15 protein-coding genes are annotated in these 14,659 nt (G+C 72.8%); 9 read left to right on the top strand and 6 right to left on the bottom strand.

Going from position 1 to position 14,659, the window contains the following annotated elements; all coding sequences use genetic code 11:
- Nucleotides 1-7 precede the first annotated feature (7 nt).
- On the bottom strand, nt 8-769 hold the full coding sequence (locus C8250_RS32085; RefSeq protein WP_138354316.1) for an SDR family oxidoreductase: 762 nt from the start codon (nt 767-769) through the stop codon (nt 8-10).
- Nucleotides 770-917: 148 nt separating this feature from the next.
- On the opposite strand from C8250_RS32085, the gene C8250_RS32080 reads away from it, so the two are divergent.
- The 4 genes from C8250_RS32080 (at nt 918) to C8250_RS32065 (ending at nt 5,489) form a co-directional block, all read left to right on the top strand.
- Complete coding sequence (locus C8250_RS32080; protein ID WP_138354315.1) at nt 918-1,757, top strand: helix-turn-helix transcriptional regulator; 840 nt, start codon at nt 918-920, stop codon at nt 1,755-1,757.
- A gap of 132 nt (nt 1,758-1,889) precedes the next feature.
- Nucleotides 1,890-2,813, top strand: coding sequence for a zinc-binding dehydrogenase (locus tag C8250_RS32075; RefSeq protein ID WP_138354314.1), 924 nt, complete (start codon nt 1,890-1,892; stop codon nt 2,811-2,813).
- Nucleotides 2,813-4,240 (top strand): MFS transporter, encoded by a 1,428-nt coding sequence (locus tag C8250_RS32070; protein WP_138354313.1) that lies wholly within the window; start codon nt 2,813-2,815, stop codon nt 4,238-4,240. The genes C8250_RS32075 and C8250_RS32070 overlap by 1 nt, the downstream gene beginning before the upstream one ends.
- A gap of 100 nt (nt 4,241-4,340) precedes the next feature.
- Nucleotides 4,341-5,489 carry a low temperature requirement protein A gene (locus C8250_RS32065; protein ID WP_187145049.1) on the top strand — a complete coding sequence of 383 codons (1,149 nt, stop codon included), beginning with the start codon at nt 4,341-4,343 and terminating at the stop codon, nt 5,487-5,489.
- Here the strand turns inward: C8250_RS32065 and C8250_RS32060 are convergent.
- Entirely contained in the window at nt 5,432-5,941 is a 510-nt protein-coding gene (locus C8250_RS32060) for a GNAT family N-acetyltransferase (RefSeq protein ID WP_138354311.1), read from the bottom strand. The two genes, C8250_RS32065 and C8250_RS32060, sit on opposite strands and share 58 nt — an antisense overlap.
- 175 nt (nt 5,942-6,116) lie before the next feature.
- On the opposite strand from C8250_RS32060, the gene C8250_RS32055 reads away from it, so the two are divergent.
- The 3 genes from C8250_RS32055 to C8250_RS32045 all read left to right on the top strand — a co-directional run bounded on the left by C8250_RS32055 (nt 6,117) and on the right by C8250_RS32045 (nt 9,117).
- A complete protein-coding gene (locus tag C8250_RS32055) occupies nt 6,117-7,025 on the top strand; it encodes a GNAT family N-acetyltransferase (protein WP_138354310.1) in 909 nt (302 codons plus the stop codon).
- A 146-nt stretch (nt 7,026-7,171) separates the two neighbouring features.
- Nucleotides 7,172-8,932 (top strand): malto-oligosyltrehalose trehalohydrolase, encoded by a 1,761-nt coding sequence (gene treZ / locus C8250_RS32050; protein WP_187145048.1) that lies wholly within the window; start codon nt 7,172-7,174, stop codon nt 8,930-8,932.
- Nucleotides 8,929-9,117, top strand: a complete 189-nt coding sequence (locus tag C8250_RS32045; RefSeq protein ID WP_138354309.1) for a hypothetical protein — start codon at nt 8,929-8,931, stop codon at nt 9,115-9,117. Before treZ ends, C8250_RS32045 begins: the two co-directional genes overlap by 4 nt.
- 36 nt (nt 9,118-9,153) lie before the next feature.
- Here the strand turns inward: C8250_RS32045 and C8250_RS32040 are convergent, their stop codons facing one another.
- Nucleotides 9,154-10,098: a polyphosphate kinase 2 family protein gene (locus C8250_RS32040; protein WP_138354308.1), complete on the bottom strand. Its 945-nt coding sequence runs from the start codon at nt 10,096-10,098 to the stop codon at nt 9,154-9,156.
- A gap of 19 nt (nt 10,099-10,117) precedes the next feature.
- Nucleotides 10,118-11,242 (bottom strand): cell division protein ZapE, encoded by a 1,125-nt coding sequence (gene zapE / locus C8250_RS32035; RefSeq protein WP_138354307.1) that lies wholly within the window; start codon nt 11,240-11,242, stop codon nt 10,118-10,120.
- Between the two features lie 237 nt (nt 11,243-11,479).
- Between zapE and C8250_RS32030 the strand changes: the two genes are divergently transcribed.
- Together C8250_RS32030 and C8250_RS32025 are read left to right on the top strand one after the other, a co-directional pair.
- Nucleotides 11,480-12,235, top strand: a complete 756-nt coding sequence (locus tag C8250_RS32030) for a pyrimidine reductase family protein (RefSeq protein WP_138354306.1) — start codon at nt 11,480-11,482, stop codon at nt 12,233-12,235.
- A 127-nt stretch (nt 12,236-12,362) separates the two neighbouring features.
- Entirely contained in the window at nt 12,363-12,830 is a 468-nt protein-coding gene (locus C8250_RS32025) for an indole-3-glycerol phosphate synthase (protein ID WP_138354305.1), read from the top strand.
- Nucleotides 12,831-12,884: 54 nt separating this feature from the next.
- On the opposite strand, the gene C8250_RS32020 is transcribed toward C8250_RS32025, so the two are convergent.
- Together C8250_RS32020 and C8250_RS32015 are read right to left on the bottom strand one after the other, a co-directional pair.
- Nucleotides 12,885-13,583, bottom strand: coding sequence for an ABC transporter ATP-binding protein (locus tag C8250_RS32020; RefSeq protein ID WP_138354304.1), 699 nt, complete (start codon nt 13,581-13,583; stop codon nt 12,885-12,887).
- The gene (locus C8250_RS32015; RefSeq protein ID WP_138354303.1) at nt 13,580-14,650 is read right to left on the bottom strand and encodes an ABC transporter permease; all 1,071 of its coding nucleotides are present in this window, start codon (nt 14,648-14,650) and stop codon (nt 13,580-13,582) included. Before C8250_RS32015 ends, C8250_RS32020 begins: the two co-directional genes overlap by 4 nt.
- Nucleotides 14,651-14,659: the final 9 nt, after the last annotated feature.

Genomic DNA, 14,659 nt, shown 5'->3' with positions numbered 1-14,659 from the left:
GTACGGCTCATGCCTGCCGGGTCGGCTGCACGATCACCTGGCGCAGGTTAACGTGCGCGGGGCGGCTGGTGACAAACCCGATGATGTCGGCGATCTCGTCCGACGACAGCGTGCCCATCGCCTCGTACATGCCCCCGAGCTGCGCCGACAGCTCCTGGTTGTCGATGTGGTGGCCGAGCTCGGTGTCGGTCAGCCCCGGCTCGATGTTGGTGACGCGGACGTCGCGCGGACCGAGTTCGGAGCGCAGCAGCGCCGACAGATGGGTGAGCGCGGCCTTCGTCGCCCCGTAGACGGCGTAGTTGGGGAAGATCAGGTGCGCACCGATCGACGAGATGTTGACCAGGTCGGCGGGCCGGTGCTCGGCCGCGGCGGCGACGAGGTCGGCGGTGAAGGCGCGGATGATCCGCAGCACGCCCGTCACATTGGTGTCGATCATGCGGGACCATTCGTCGATCCGGCCGTCGTCGAGCGGGTTGGGCAGCATGACGCCGGCCGAGTTCACCACCAGGTCGACGGGTCCGTACGCCTGGTGGATCCGGTCGGCGGCCGCGTCCACGGACGCGCCGTCGGTGACGTCGACCGGTACGGCCAGCGCTTGGCCGCCGGCCGCGGCGATCTTCCCGGCCAGCTCGTCCAGCCGGTCCGCGCGGCGGGACAGCAGCGCGACCCGGGCGCCGTGCGCGGCGAGCAGCCGGGCGGTGGCCTCACCCATGCCGCTGGCGGCTCCGGTGACGACTGCGGTGCGGCCGGCGAGGTTGTCGTAGCTCATGAGGAAGTGCTCCCTGAAGTGGTGGTGCGGGGGTGTCCTGCTGACGGGCTCCACTCTGCGACCGTTCGCGAGGGCCACCCAGGGCTGTGCTTTTCCTGGGTCCGGCAGTACCAGGCTGGCTTTCCGGCAGCGCTCTAGGCTGCTGTCCATGGACAGTGATCTGAGCGGTTTCCTGCAGTCGCGCCGCGCCCGTATCCAGCCGGACGACGTGGGCCTTCCCTCGCACGGCCGGCGGCGGGTGCCGGGGCTGCGCCGCGAGGAGGTCGCCCAGCTCGCCGGGGTGAGCGTGGACTACTACATCCGGCTGGAGCAGGGCCGCGGCCAGAACGTGTCCGACGCCGTCCTCGACGCGATCGCCCGGGTGCTGCGGCTCGACGAGACCGAGCAGGAGCACCTGCGGGCGCTGGCCCGGCCGGCCCGTACCGCCCGCACGGCGTCGCGCGGCAGCCGGCGGGTACGGCCGGGACTGCGGCTGCTGCTCGACTCGATGGGCGGGCCGGCCTTCGTCCTGGGGCGGCGGATGGACGCCCTGGCGTGGAACGCGCTCGGTGACGCCGTCTGCGGGTTCTCCGCATACCCGGACGGCGAGTGCAACATCGCCCGGTCGGTGTTCCTGGACGAGCAGACCCGCGGCCTGTACCCGGACTGGAACGCGGTGGCCGCCGAGACCGTCGCGTATCTGCGGCTGGACGCGGGGCGGCACCCGGACGACCAGCGGATGGCCGCGCTGATCGGCGAGTTGTCGCTCAAGAGCGACGAGTTCCGGCGGCTGTGGGCCGATCATCTGGTCAAGGAGAAGACCTACGGGGTGAAGCGGATCGCCCACTCCGTCGTCGGGGAGCTGGACTTCGGCTACGAGACGCTCACGCTGCCCGGTGATCCGGACCAGACGCTGGTCGCGTACACCGTCGCGCCGGGCTCGAAGACGGCCGAGCGGCTGGCGCTGCTCGCCAGTTGGATCACGGAGCCGACCGTCCGGACCCCGTGACGCCCCCTGGAGTGCACTGACAACCGACGGTTGTCGAGACCGCCAAAAGGCTGTTGGACACACCCTCTGACCTGCGGCTTTTCTTGATCTCAGCGCGGCACACCCGCACCGCGCCGGATCGAGGAACAGACGATGAAGGCACTGCTGCCCACCGGGCGTCCCGACGGCCTGGTGGTCCTGGGCGACACCGAGGAGCCCCGGCCCGCGCCGGACGAGGCGCTGGTCAAGGTCGAGGCGTTCTCCGTCAACCGGGGTGAGGTCTTCCGGCTGCACACCCCGCAGCCGCGGCAGCGGCCCGGCAAGGACATCGCGGGCCTGGTCGTCCAGGCCGCGGCCGACGGGTCCGGGCCGCGGGCCGGACAGCGGGTCGTCGGTCATCCGGTGGGCGGCGGCTGGGCCGAGTACGCGGCGGTCCGCACCGACGCGCTCGCCGTCCTGCCGGACGGCGTCTCCTCGATCCGCGCCGCCGCGCTGCCGCTGGCCGGGCTCACCGCGCTGCGGCTGCTGCGCACCACCGGCTGTGTGTCCGGGCATCCGCTGCTGCTCACCGGCGCGTCCGGCGGCGTCGGCCACTACTTCACCGAACTGGCCATCGGCGCGGGCGCCGAGGTCACCGCCGTCACCGCGACGCCCGAACGCGGCAAGCGTCTGGCCGAGTTCGGCGCGACCGTCGTCCATGACCTGGCCGACGCCCGCGGGCCGTTCCACACGGTGCTGGAGTCGGTGGGCGGCGCGACCACCGCCCGGGCGCTGGCGCTGCTGCGGCCGCGCGGCACGATGATCTGGTTCGGCCAGGCGTCCCGCGAGCCCGCCGAGCTGAGCTTCTTCGGGTTCTTCAAGGGCCCCCGCTCCGGCACCGTGCGGCATTTCCATTACGAGCACTTCGACGAGGCGTTCGGCCCCGACCTGGCCGCCCTCGTCCGGCTGGTGGCGAACGACCGGCTGCACCCGGAGATCGGGCGCCTGACCGGCTGGCAGGACACCGCCGCCACTCTCAACGACCTCCGCGACCGGCGGATCACCGGCAACGCCGTACTCACGATCGGACAGCAGTGATGACCACCCTCACCAAGTCACCCGCCACCGAGGCAGGGGCCGCCGCCGGCCAGGACGGCATCCCCCGGATGACCCCCCGCCAGCGCCTCGTCCTCCTGCTGCTCCTCGGCTCGCAGTTCATGCTCGCCGTCGACTTCTCGATCCTCAACGTGGCGCTGCCCGACATCGGCCACGGCCTCGGCTTCTCGCTCGCGAACCTGCAGTGGATCGCCACCGCGATGATGCTGCCCGCCGCCGGGTTCACCCTGCTCTTCGGCCGGCTCGCCGACCTCGTGGGCCGCCGCCGGATGCTGCTGGCCGGCATGGGCCTGCTGGCCGCCGGATCACTGGCCGGCGGGCTCGCCACCGGTCCCGAGATGCTGCTCTGCGCCCGCGTCGCCCAGGGTCTGGCCTCCGCGATGGCCACCCCCGCCGCGCTCTCGCTCCTGACCACCTCGCTGCCGGAAGGCCCGCTGCGGGCCAGGGCGCTGGGCCTGAACGGCACCCTCCTGTCGGCCGGCTTCACCATCGGAGCGATCTTCGGCGGTATCCTCACCGACCTGCTGAGCTGGCGCTGGGCCTTCTTCCTCAACGTGCCCGTCGCGCTGGTCATCCTCTTCACCGCCCCGGCCGTGATCGAGGAGAGCCGCGGCGCCCGCTCCAAGCTCGACGTCCCCGGCGCGATCACCGTCACCGGCGGGCTGCTCGCCCTGGTCTACGGCGTCACCCTGGCCGGCCAGCACGGCTGGACCGACACCACCGCGCTGGGCTGCCTCGCCGCCGCCGCTCTCCTGTTCCTCGCCTTCTGGCGCATCGAGCTGCGCGCCGAGGCCCCGCTCGCCCCGCTGCGGGTCCTGACCCGGCACACCGTCAAGTGGGGCAACTTCGGCGGACTGATCACCTTCACCATGGAGAGCTCGGTCGTCTTCCTGCTGACGCTGTACATGCAGCAGGTGCTGGGCTACTCACCGCTCCGGACCGGCCTGTCGTTCTGCGGTATCGGTGTCGCCGCCTTCGTCGGCGGGATGGCCGCCCCGCGGCTCATCGGCCGCCACGGCACCCGTACCGTCCTGTCCTGCGGGCTGCTCGTCCAGGCCCTCGCCACCGCCGCCTTCTTCTGGCTGGGCACCGACGGCGGCAGCGCCCTGACGCTGCTCCTGGCAGCCTCCGCGGCGGGCGCGTTCGGCCATATCGCGGCGATCGTCGGGTACATGGTCACCGCGACCTCGGGTCTGCCCGACGACGAGCAGGGCCTGGCCACCGGGCTGACCTCGATGACCCAGCAGGTCGGCATCACGATGGGCATCCCGGTGCTCAGCGCGATCGCCACCGCCCGCACCACCGCCACCGGTTCGGTGCTGAGCGGCATCCACACCGCGCTGCTCGTCGACGCGGTGATCGTGCTGGCCGGCTCGGCCCTGGTCTTCGCCGGACTGCGCCGCCGGTAGACCCACAGCGGAACGGTGGAGTCCCGGTAACGGCCGGTGCCGTACAGGGACTCCACCGTTCCGCGTTCGAACACCTCGGCGATCACTCATACTCACCGGCGTGACCACCGACTTCATCGACTCCGCCGAGCAGGAGACCCTGCGGGTCAGCCCGCTGGAGCTCTTCTTCGACCTCGTCTTCGTCTTCACCATCACCCAGCTCACCGCCAGCCTCGCCCACCATCTCGACGGGGGCGGGCTGCTGCGCGCCGTGATCATGCTCGCGGTGATCTGGTGGATGTACGACGCGTTCATCTGGCTCACCAACGCGATGCCGCCCACCACCCACAGCCGGCGCGGGCTGATGCTCGCCGGCATGGCCGGCTTCCTGATCATCTCGCTGGCGATCCCGCACGCCTTCGACGGCAGCGGTGTCGTCTTCGGCCTCGCCTATCTCTTCGTCATAGCCGTGCACACCGGCACCTTCGCCGCCTCGGGGGTGGACCTGAGCTCGGTGGCCCGGATGGGCGCCCTGAACGTCCTCAACGCCGCCCTCGTCGTCATCGGCGGCTATCTGGAGGGCAGTGCGCAGCTCTCGCTGTGGGCGGTGTCCCTCGTCATCCAGCTCTCCACGCCCCGTCTGGTGGGCCTGGGGGAATTCACCATCCGCTGCGGCCACTTCGTCGAGCGGCACGGCCTCGTCATGATCGTGGCGTTCGGCGAGTCCGTGATCGCGATCGGCGTCGGAGCGGGCGACGCGCCGCTGACCGCCGGACGGGTCAGTGCCGCCGTCCTGATGCTCTGTGTCTGCCTCGGGCTGTGGTGGGCGTACTTCGGGCACGGGGACGACGAGCGGGGCGAGCGCGCCCTGGCGGAACTGCCCGCCCGGCAGCGGAACTTCGCGGCCGTGCGGATCTACAACCTCGGCCACTACGGCCTGCTGCTCGGTGTCCTGCTCTTCGCCGCGGGCGTGAAGTCCGCCGTCGGCCACGCCGGGGACCAGCTCGGCGACGCCCAGGCCTGGGCGCTCGCGGGCGGCATCGCGCTCTTCCTCACCGCCGACACCGCCATCCGCCGCGCCATCCGCCTCGGGCCGCTCCTCCCCCGGCTCTGCGCGGCGGCCCTGCTCGCCGCCACCGTCCCGCTCGGCACCCGCCTCACGGCGCTCGCCCAGGTCGGCGGCGCCGTCCTGGTGCTGGGTCTGTGCTTCGGCTACGAGGAGCTGACCGCCCGCAGCGCGCCCGCGTCGGCCGGCACCGTCCAGGCGTAGCGGCGCTTCTCCCGGGAGGTGGCGCCGAGGCGGTCGTAGAACCGGATGGCGCCCTCGTTCCAGACCGGGGTGTTCCACTGCACCTCCTGCAGACCGAGCGCCGCCGCCTCGGCCGCGACCGCGTCGATGAGCAGCCGGCCGAGGCCCAGGCCGCGGTGCTCGCCGTCGAGGAAGAGGCAGTCCATGTGCAGATACTCATGGCCGGACCAGGTGGCGAACTCGGGGGTGCAGGTCGCGTAGCCGGCCAGCGAGCCGTCCCGGAGCTGCGCCACGAGGCAGATCAGCCGGGGCTCGGCACGGTCGAAGAGCGCGTCGGCGAGCCGTTCCGCGAAGCCTGCGGCGGGCGGGTCGGCCTGCTCGTAGGCGGCATGGGAGATGGCGAGTTCCGCGACGCGCGGCAGGTCGGACCTGGTGGCATGCCGGACGACGGGTACTTCCTGGCGCTGGATCATCCGGCCAAAATAGTCCCTGGACAGCCTCTCCGGGACCGGGCTACGGTGTCCGCACGCCCAAGATGATCACGGAAGGAGGCGAGAGCGATGTCCGTCACGACCTCCCCGCGCTCCCGCCCTGACCACCGGGCGTCCCACATCTGACCGGGAGCGCGTCACTCTCCCGAAGGACCTCATGTCTGATCTGGTCATCCGTCCGCTCGTCGCGGGCGAAGCACATCTCTTCGCCTCCCTCGCCGATCCCGGTCTCGTCGGCCGCGCCATCCTCGGCGACCCGTACAGCATGGTCGGGGACGGCGGCGACTACCGCCCCGAATGGACCTGGGTCGCCCTGCGCGACGGTGTCGTCGTGGCTCGCGCCGCCTGGTGGGCGGGTGCCGACGACGAGAAGCCGAAGGCGCTCGACTGGTTCGACTTCGCCGAGGGCGAGGCCGACGCGGGGGTGTGGCTGCTCAGGACCGCCCCGCTGTACGGCGAGTACGACCTGCTGCTGCCGCCCGGCTGGCGCGAGCGGCCGGAGCTGCTGGCCGCCGCGCAGTCCCGGATCGACGCCGTCACCGCGGCCGGCCTCAAGCAGCTCGTCGAGCGCTACCGCTACACCTGGACCGCAGGCGACCCGCTCCCCGCGCGCACCGGTCGCCTGGAGTACCGGCCCGAGCCCGACGACGCGGTGATCCTGGACGTCGTGCGCCGCATCCAGCAGGACACCCTCGACGCGCACGACCGCGAGGAGATCGACAAGACCGGGGGCGAGGCCGCCGCCGGCGCTTTCCTCGGCTGGCTCAACTGGCTGCCCTCACCGCGCGACTGGTGGCGGCTGGCCTTCACGCCCGAGGGTGAGCTGGCGGGCCTCCACATCCCGGCCCACAACCCGGCGGGCCCGACCATCGGCTTCATCGGCGTCGTCCCGGAGCAGCGCGGCCACGGCTACGCCTACGACCTGCTCGTCGAGTGCACGCAGGACCTCGTGGAGCAGGGCGCGGACCGTATCACGGCCGCCACCGACCAGGGCAACTTCCCGATGGCGGCGAACTTCGCGAAGGCCGGCTACCCCGTCTCCCAGGAGCGGATCAACTTCATCTGATCCCGTCGGCGAGCGCTGGGCTCCACAGGGCGGTGCGGCGTGCCGGGCGGCCGGGCCCTGATGCCCGGCCGCCCGCCGGACACTAGGGTGCGAAGGTCCGCGAAGGCCGAAGAACGTCCCCGAGGGACCGATCCGAGGAGCCGCCAGTGCTGTTCGAGGTGTGGGCGCCGAACGCGGCGCGCGTCGAGGTACTGACCGGGGACCGCACCCGTCCCCTGGCGCCGGATCCGGCCCGCGGCGGCTGGTGGCGTACCGAGGCGCCGGCCGGCCCGGACGGCCGTTACGCGTACGTCCTCGACGGCGGCCCACCGCTGCCGGACCCGCGCTCCCGGCGCCAGCCGGACGGCCCGGACGGCGCGAGCGCCGTCGTGGACCATGACGCCTTCGACTGGACGCTGCCGTGGGACGGCTGCCCGCTGCCGGGCGCGGTGCTGTACGAGCTGCACATCGGCACGTTCACCCGCGAGGGCACCTTCGACGCCGCGATCGGGCGCCTGCCGCATCTGGCCGCGCTGGGCATCACCCATGTGGAGCTGATGCCCGTCTGCCCGTTCCCCGGCACCCATGGCTGGGGCTACGAGGGTGTCTCGCTGTGGGCCGTCCACGAGCCCTACGGAGGGCCCGACGGGCTCAAGCGGTTCGTGGACGCGGCGCACGCGCACGGCCTCGGGGTGGTCCTGGACGTGGTTCACAACCATCTCGGCCCGTCGGGGAACCATCTCCCGCCGTTCGGCCCGTACTTCACCGACCGGCACCACACCCCGTGGGGCGACGCCGTCAACCTCGATGCCCCGGGTTCCGACGAGGTGCGCGCGTTCCTCATCGGCAGCGCGCTGGCCTGGCTGCGCGACTACCACCTCGACGGGCTGCGGCTGGACGCCGTGCACGCGCTCGTCGACACACGGGCGCTGCACTTCCTGGAGGAGCTGTCGGCGGCGGTCGACGCGCTGTCGGACTCGCTCGGCCGTCCGCTGTTCCTGATCGCCGAGTCCGACCTCAACGACCCGCGCACCACCACCCCCCGCGAGGCCGGCGGGCTCGGTCTGACCGCGCAGTGGAACGACGATCTCCACCACTGTCTGCACACCGCGCTGACCGGTGAATCCCAGGGCTACTACGCCGACTTCGCGCGTGAGCCGCTCACCGCGCTCGCCAAGACGCTGACCCGCGTCTTCTTCCACGACGGCACGTACTCGTCCTTCCGCGGCCGCCGCCACGGCCGGCCGGTGGACCGTGCGACGACCCCGGCACACCGTTTCCTCGGCTACTCGCAGACCCATGACCAGATCGGCAACCGCGCCACCGGCGACCGGCTCACCCCGGAGCAGCTCGCCCTCGCCGCCGCGGTCGTCCTCACCTCGCCCTTCACCCCGATGCTCTTCATGGGCGAGGAGTGGGGCGCGGCCTCGCCCTGGCAGTTCTTCACCGATCACGACGACCCGGAGCTCGCCGCGGCCATCACGCGGGGCCGCCGCCGGGAGTTCGCCGGGCACGGCTGGGCCGCCGAGGACATCCCGGACCCCCAGGACCCCGCCACCCGCCTGCGGTCCTGCCTCGACTGGTCGGAGCCCGACCGTGATCCGCACGCCCGGCTGCTGGGCTGGTACCGCGAACTGATCGCGCTGCGGCGGGCCGAGCCGGAGCTGTCCGGCGCCGGGCTCCTGACGCCGCCGCCCGACATCGGCATCACCGGGGCGGTGCTCACCGTGCGCCGCGGGCGTTTCCTGACCGCGGTGAACTTCTCGGACGCTCCGGCGGCCGTCCCGCTCACCGGCCCGTTCGCCGCCGAGCCGAAGGGGACCGCGGTCGCCGCGGCCTGGCCTCCCTGCGAGCCGCCCGGCCCGGACGGTGTGCTGCACCTGGCCGCCCGCGCGGCCGTGGTCCTGCGCAGTACGGTGGACGGGTGACCGAGTGCTACGCCGACCCCGGCGAACCCGAAGCGGCCCCCGCCCCGCCCCTCACGCAGCACGGGCCGCGCGCCGCCTGTGTGCTGTGCGGCAAGCCGACGGAGTATCCGGCCTCGCTGCCCGGCCTGACGATGTGCCCGGTCTGCGAATGGCAGGAGGCGCAGCGCACCGCCTGCTCCGGCTAGGGAACGACAGGCCCTGGCTCCGCACAGGACTCGCGGTCAGGATTCGAGCAGCCGTGCCCGGCACTCCTCGACGTCGAAATCGGCCTTCGGGTAGGCCGGGTCCATCAGCTCCAGGTGTTCCAGCAGCAGCTTGCTGATCGCCCAGTTCCGGTACCACTTGCGGTCGGCGGGGACCAGGTACCAGGGCGCGGCGTCGGTGGAGCACTTCTCCAACGCGACCTCGTACGCCCGCTGGTAGTCGGGCCACAGGGCCCGTTCCTCGATGTCGCCGACGTTGAACTTCCAGTGCTTCTCGGGGTTGTCGAGCCGCTCCAGCAACCGGTCGCGCTGCTCGTCGTGGCCGATGTGCAGGAAGACCTTGACGATGGTGACTCCGTCGTCGACGAGCGACTCCTCGAACGCGTTGATGGTCCGGTAGCGCTTGGACCAGGTGGCGCGCGGCACCAGGTTCCGGACCCGGACGATCAGCACGTCCTCGTAGTGCGAGCGGTCGAAGATACCGACCTCGCCGGGGTGCGGCAGCGCCCGGCGGATCCGCCAGAGGAAGGGGTGCTGCTGCTCCTCGTGCGTCGGCGCCTTGAAGGCGCGCGTCCGCAGCCCGGACGGGTTGAACTGGCCGACGACGTGCTTGACCGTGCCGCCCTTGCCGGAGGTGTCCATGCCCTGCAGCACGAACAGCAGGGCGCGCGGGTCGCCCGCCGTGCTCTGCGCGAAGAGCCGTTCCTGCAGTTCGGCCAGGCGTACGCCCATCTCCGCGGTCTCGGCGAGCGCCTGCTTCTTGCCGGACGGCCCGCCGGGCGTGCCGGAGGTGTCGTGCGCCTTCAGCCGGACCGGGCCGCTGCCCGGTGTCACCCGCAGGAGTGAGCGGAGGTCGGCGACGGGCGCGTCCGCGTCGCCCTTCTTCGCGCTTTTGCCGCTCTTCGAGCCGGGTTCGTCCTTGCCGTGCTTGCCGGCCTTGTCGCTCCTGCCGTCCTTCGCCATGCCTCGATCCTGCGACGGATCAGGCGGTGGCGCCAGCGCCGGGGAGCTGCTTCGCGTCACGGGCGAGCGCGGTGAGCCGGGATATGGCGCGGAAGTACTTCTTGCGGTAGCCGCCGGCCAGCATGTCCTCGCTGAAGATCTGGTCGAACGGGGTGCCGGAGGCCATCACGGGCACCTCGCGGTCGTACAGCCGGTCGGCGAGGACCACCAGGCGCAGCGCCGTGGCCTGGTCGGTCACCGGCCGCACGTCCCGCAGGAAGACGGCGTCGACGCCGTCGCACAGGGCTCCGTAGCGGCTGGGGTGGACCCGTGCCAGGTGGTCGAGGAGCGGGCCGAAGTCGTCGAGCGAGGCTCCCGGGGTACGGTCCGCGGCCTCGGTGACCTGCCGGTCGGAGGACGGGGACGGGGCCTCGGGCAGCCCGCGGTGCCGGTAGTCCTGGCCGTCGATGCGCAACGGGAGGAAGCGTGAGGACAGCCCCTGGATCTCCCGCATGAAGTCGGAGGCGGCGAAGCGGCCCTCGCCGAGCTTGCCCGGCAGCGTGTTCGACGTCGCGGCGAGCTTCACGCCCGCGTCGGAGAGCTTGCCGAGCAGGGAGGAGACCAGCACGGTGTCGCCCGGGTCGTCCAGCTCGAACTCGTCGATGCAGACCAGCCGGTGGCCGCTCAGCGCCTGCACCGCCTGCTGGAAGCCGAGCGCCCCGACGAGGTTGGTGAGCTCCACGAACGTGCCGAACGCCTTCAGCTCGCGCGGCGCGGGGGCCGCGTGCCAGAGCGAGGCGAGCAGGTGGGTCTTGCCGACGCCGTACCCGCCGTCGAGGTAGACCCCGCCGGGCCCGGCCGATGCCTGGGTCTCGCGGCGGAACCAGCGCTTCTTGCCGCCGTTGACCGCCGTCGCGCCGCCGAGGGTCGCCGCGAAGCCGCTGAGCGCCTTCACCGCGTCCGTCTGGCTGGGCTGATCGGGGTCCGGGAGGTAGTTGTCGAACCGGACGGTGTCGAAGCGCGGCGGCGGCACCATCTCGGCGACCAGCCGGTCCGCGGGTACCTGGGGCGTCCGGCCGCACAGGGTCGCCGGGCCTCCGGCGACGGAGGCGGAGGCGGAACCGGCGGTCTGGGCGAGGGCGGAGACAGGGGTTGACACAACCATTCAGCCTAGTCCCTCCGGCACGCAGTGCCACGGCAGTGTGGCGGACCCCACTCCCGGCCCCGGCCGGCCGGGCGGGCCGGGCCCGGCCCCGATCGCCGGCCGGATCGGACCGTTCCGCTCAGGTGCCGGGCGGGCTGAATCCGGGCCGGGGGCTGCTCCCGGACGACGGACGGGCGGGGGTTCCGCCTCGGGTGACGGGCGGGCTGATCCGGCCGCCGGCGTGCCAGACTGCGGGACATGCGCCGCCTGTATCCCGTGCTCCGGGCCGATGAGACCCTCGACTCCCTCGACGCGCTCGCGGATGCGTACGCGTATCCGGACCGGGCGGGAGGCCCGTGGCTGCGGGCGAACATGGTGGCGTCCCTGGACGGCGCCGCGTGGCACGACGGGAAGTCGCAGGGGTTGTCCTCGGCGGCCGATCTGCGGGTGTTCGGAACGCTGCGGGCGCTGGCCGATGTGGTGGTCGTCGGCGCGGAGACGGTCCGGCAGGAGGGCTACCGGCCGGCGAAGGCGCGGGAGGCGTTCGCGGAGCGGCGGGCGGCCGCCGGCCAGTCGCCGGCGCCGGTCATCGCCGTCGTCACCGCGAGCCTGGACCTGGACTTCACGCTGCCGCTGTTCACCGCGCCGCTGACCCCGACGCTGATCCTGACCGGCGCCACCGCGCCCCGCGACCGGGTGGCGGCCGCCAAGAAGGCCGGCGCGCACGTCGTCACGGCGGGCGACGGGGCCGGCGCCGATCCGGTGCGGGCCGTCCGCGAACTGACGGAACTGGGGCTCACCAGGCTGCTGCACGAGGGCGGTCCAAGGTTGTTGGCACAGTTCGCCGCGGCCGGGGTAGTCGATGAGCTGTGTCTGACCATCGCTCCACTCCTGACCGCGGGGGATGCCCCGCGGATCATGAACGGTCCCGGAGTCACCGTGCCGGAACGTTTCTCCCCGACCTCGATCCTCGAAGAGGACGGTTTCCTGTTCACCCGTTACACCCGCGGCTGACAATCTGCGGAATATGTCGTTCCGTTTGCTGTCGTGCGGGAACACTTACACCGCGTGCCCCGTACGGAGTCGGGGCAGGATGGTTTCTGTGCCGGCCCGGTGGCCCACGAGAAAGAAGGACGCGTCCGTGTTCACGACCGTACTCATGATCGAGAAGCCGCTCGCCCCCGCCGATGTGGAGCTCGTGACCACACTCCACGGCGACGAGCCCGTCTCCTTCGTCGTACTCATGCAGCCGCGCGGCGACCAGGACCGGCTTCTGCGGGCCGTGGACGATGTCGCCCTCGGCTACCTGGACGACGCCACCAAGGAACGCGAGGTGCCCGAGGGGCAGGAGGCCACCCTTCCGGCCGAGCGGGCCCTGAGCCACTCGCTGGCCGCGCTGCGCGCCGCCGGCGTGGAGGCGATCGGCGAGGTGGTCGAGGACCACCCGCTGGACCTGCTGAAGTCGGTGGTCGAGCAGACCCATGCCGACGAGGTGATCGTGCTGACCGCTCCGCACTTCGTGGAGGAGTTCTTCCACCGCGACTGGACGTCGCGGGCGCGGCACAAGGTGGGGGTCCCGGTCCTGAAGCTCTTCGCTCAGCACGACTGAGAATCGACGGAACAGCGCGCCCCCCGGCCGGAACGGCCGGGGGGCGCGCTGTTCTCACGACCGGACGGCCGGCGTCGGAACCACGGCCAGGCGGCCGTCCGTCATGTCGAGGAGGCGGTCGGCGCGGGCCATCAGGGCTCGGTCGTGGGTGACCATGACGGTCGCCGTGCCGTGCTCGGCGGTGACGCGGGCCAGCAGGTCGACGATCTGCGCGCCGCGTTCGTGGTCGAGGGCGGAGGTCGGTTCGTCGACCAGCAGGACCGCCGGGCGGCCGAAGAGCGCGCGGGCGATGTTCACCCGCTGGCGCTCCCCGCCGGACAGCTGGTGCGGCCGCCGGGCGCGCTTCGCCGCGTCGAGGCCGACCGAGTCGAGCAGCGCCCCGGCCCGCTCCCGGGCCGCCCGCACCGGCCCGCCGCGCAGGTGCTCGACGACGAGCAACTGCTCCAGCGCGGTGAGCGAACCGAGCAGGTTCGACTGCTGGAAGACGATCCCGATGTGCTCGCGGCGCAGCGCCGTGCGCTCCTTGTCGCTCAGCCGGGTGGTGTCCCGGCCGGCCACCACGACCTGCCCGGAGTCGGGCCGCGACAGGGTCGCGGCCACCGCGAGGAGGCTGGACTTGCCGGAGCCCGACGGCCCGGCCACCGCCAGCAGTTCACCGGCGGCGACGTCCAGGGACACGGCGTCGAGCGCGGTCAGCCGGCGGTCCCCGTCCGGATAGGTGAGCCGGACGGAGTCGAGCGCGAGGACGGTCATCGGTTGGCTCCCAGCGCGGTCAGCGGGTCGACGGAGGTGATGCGGGCGATCGCGAGGGCCGAGCCGGCCAGGCCGAGCAGCACCATGACGGCGACGGGCACGGCGACGGTGGCCGGGCCGACGGCAAAGGGCACCGCCGACGCGGCGACCGCTCCTCCCCCGGCCCCGATCGCACCGCCCAGCAGCGCCCCGCCGCCGAGCACGGCCAGCGCCTGCGCGAGCGCGTCGCGCACCAGGTAGCCGCTGCTCGCGCCGATGGCCTTGAGCACCGCCACGTCGGGCTTGCGCTGCACCGTCCAGACCGTGAAGAACGCGCCGGTCACCAGGGCGCTCACCGCGAACAGGAACACCTGGATCATCTGCAGGCTGAGGTGCTCGGCCTGGTAGCCGTCGATCCCCACGAGCGCGTCGCCGCGCGCGACGGTCCTGGTCCCCCGCGCCGCGTCGGCCGCCCCGAGGTCCGCCCCCGACCGGCGGACGGCGAGCACGGTGGGCTGCCGCTGGCCGCTGATCCGCTGCCAGGTGGCGAGGGTGGTCCAGACGGTCGCGGCGTGCCCGTACGAGCGGGTGGCGGTGATCCCCGACACCGTCACCTTCTCGGTGCCGAGCCCGAGCGTTCCGCCGGGGCCGACGCCGTAGGTGTCCGCGACCGACCGGCTCACCGCGACCTGGCCGTCGCGCGGGGCGCTGCCGGAGAGCAGCGGCGGCAGCAGGTCCGCCGAGCCGCCGAAGAGGCTCACCGAGCCCGCCGCGGTGGCGCCGGCGGCCCGGGTCATCGCGACGCCGAGCGGCTCGGCGGAGCCGACCCCGGGGGTACGTGCCCAGGCCGCGGCCTGGGCGGCGCTGATCGTGCTGCTGCTGAACGACACCTCGGCGGCGGCCCCGGCCGGGGCGCCGAACACGATGTCGGTCACGGGCAGCTCGTCGACGGCCGACGAGGCGTCGCGGCCGAGCCCGCCCGTCAGGCCGTAGAGGAACACGACGAGCGTGGTGATGAGCGTGACGACCACGCCCATGAGGGCGAACCGCCCCTTGGCGAATCTGATGTCACGGAGTGCGACGAACACCTTCTGGAC

Origin of the sequence: Streptomyces sp. So13.3 (assembly GCF_005860785.2) — a bacterium.
Lineage (GTDB): Bacteria > Actinomycetota > Actinomycetes > Streptomycetales > Streptomycetaceae > Actinacidiphila > Actinacidiphila fildesensis.
This window is presented reverse-complemented; position numbering and strand designations above follow the sequence as displayed.

Excerpts from the sequence above, each read along its gene's own strand:
- C8250_RS32040 (WP_138354308.1), bottom strand. The coding sequence starts at position 10,098 with ATGGCGAAGGACGGCAGGAGCGACAAGGCCGGCAAGCACGGCAAGGAC.
- C8250_RS32070 (WP_138354313.1), top strand. The coding sequence starts at position 2,813 with ATGACCACCCTCACCAAGTCACCCGCCACCGAGGCAGGGGCCGCCGCC.
- C8250_RS32060 (WP_138354311.1), bottom strand. The coding sequence starts at position 5,941 with ATGATCCAGCGCCAGGAAGTACCCGTCGTCCGGCATGCCACCAGGTCC.
- zapE (WP_138354307.1), bottom strand. The coding sequence starts at position 11,242 with ATGGTTGTGTCAACCCCTGTCTCCGCCCTCGCCCAGACCGCCGGTTCC.
- C8250_RS32080 (WP_138354315.1), top strand. The coding sequence starts at position 918 with ATGGACAGTGATCTGAGCGGTTTCCTGCAGTCGCGCCGCGCCCGTATC.
- C8250_RS32020 (WP_138354304.1), bottom strand. The coding sequence starts at position 13,583 with ATGACCGTCCTCGCGCTCGACTCCGTCCGGCTCACCTATCCGGACGGG.
- C8250_RS32055 (WP_138354310.1), top strand. The coding sequence starts at position 6,117 with ATGTCTGATCTGGTCATCCGTCCGCTCGTCGCGGGCGAAGCACATCTC.
- C8250_RS32030 (WP_138354306.1), top strand. The coding sequence starts at position 11,480 with ATGCGCCGCCTGTATCCCGTGCTCCGGGCCGATGAGACCCTCGACTCC.
- C8250_RS32075 (WP_138354314.1), top strand. The coding sequence starts at position 1,890 with ATGAAGGCACTGCTGCCCACCGGGCGTCCCGACGGCCTGGTGGTCCTG.
- C8250_RS32085 (WP_138354316.1), bottom strand. The coding sequence starts at position 769 with ATGAGCTACGACAACCTCGCCGGCCGCACCGCAGTCGTCACCGGAGCC.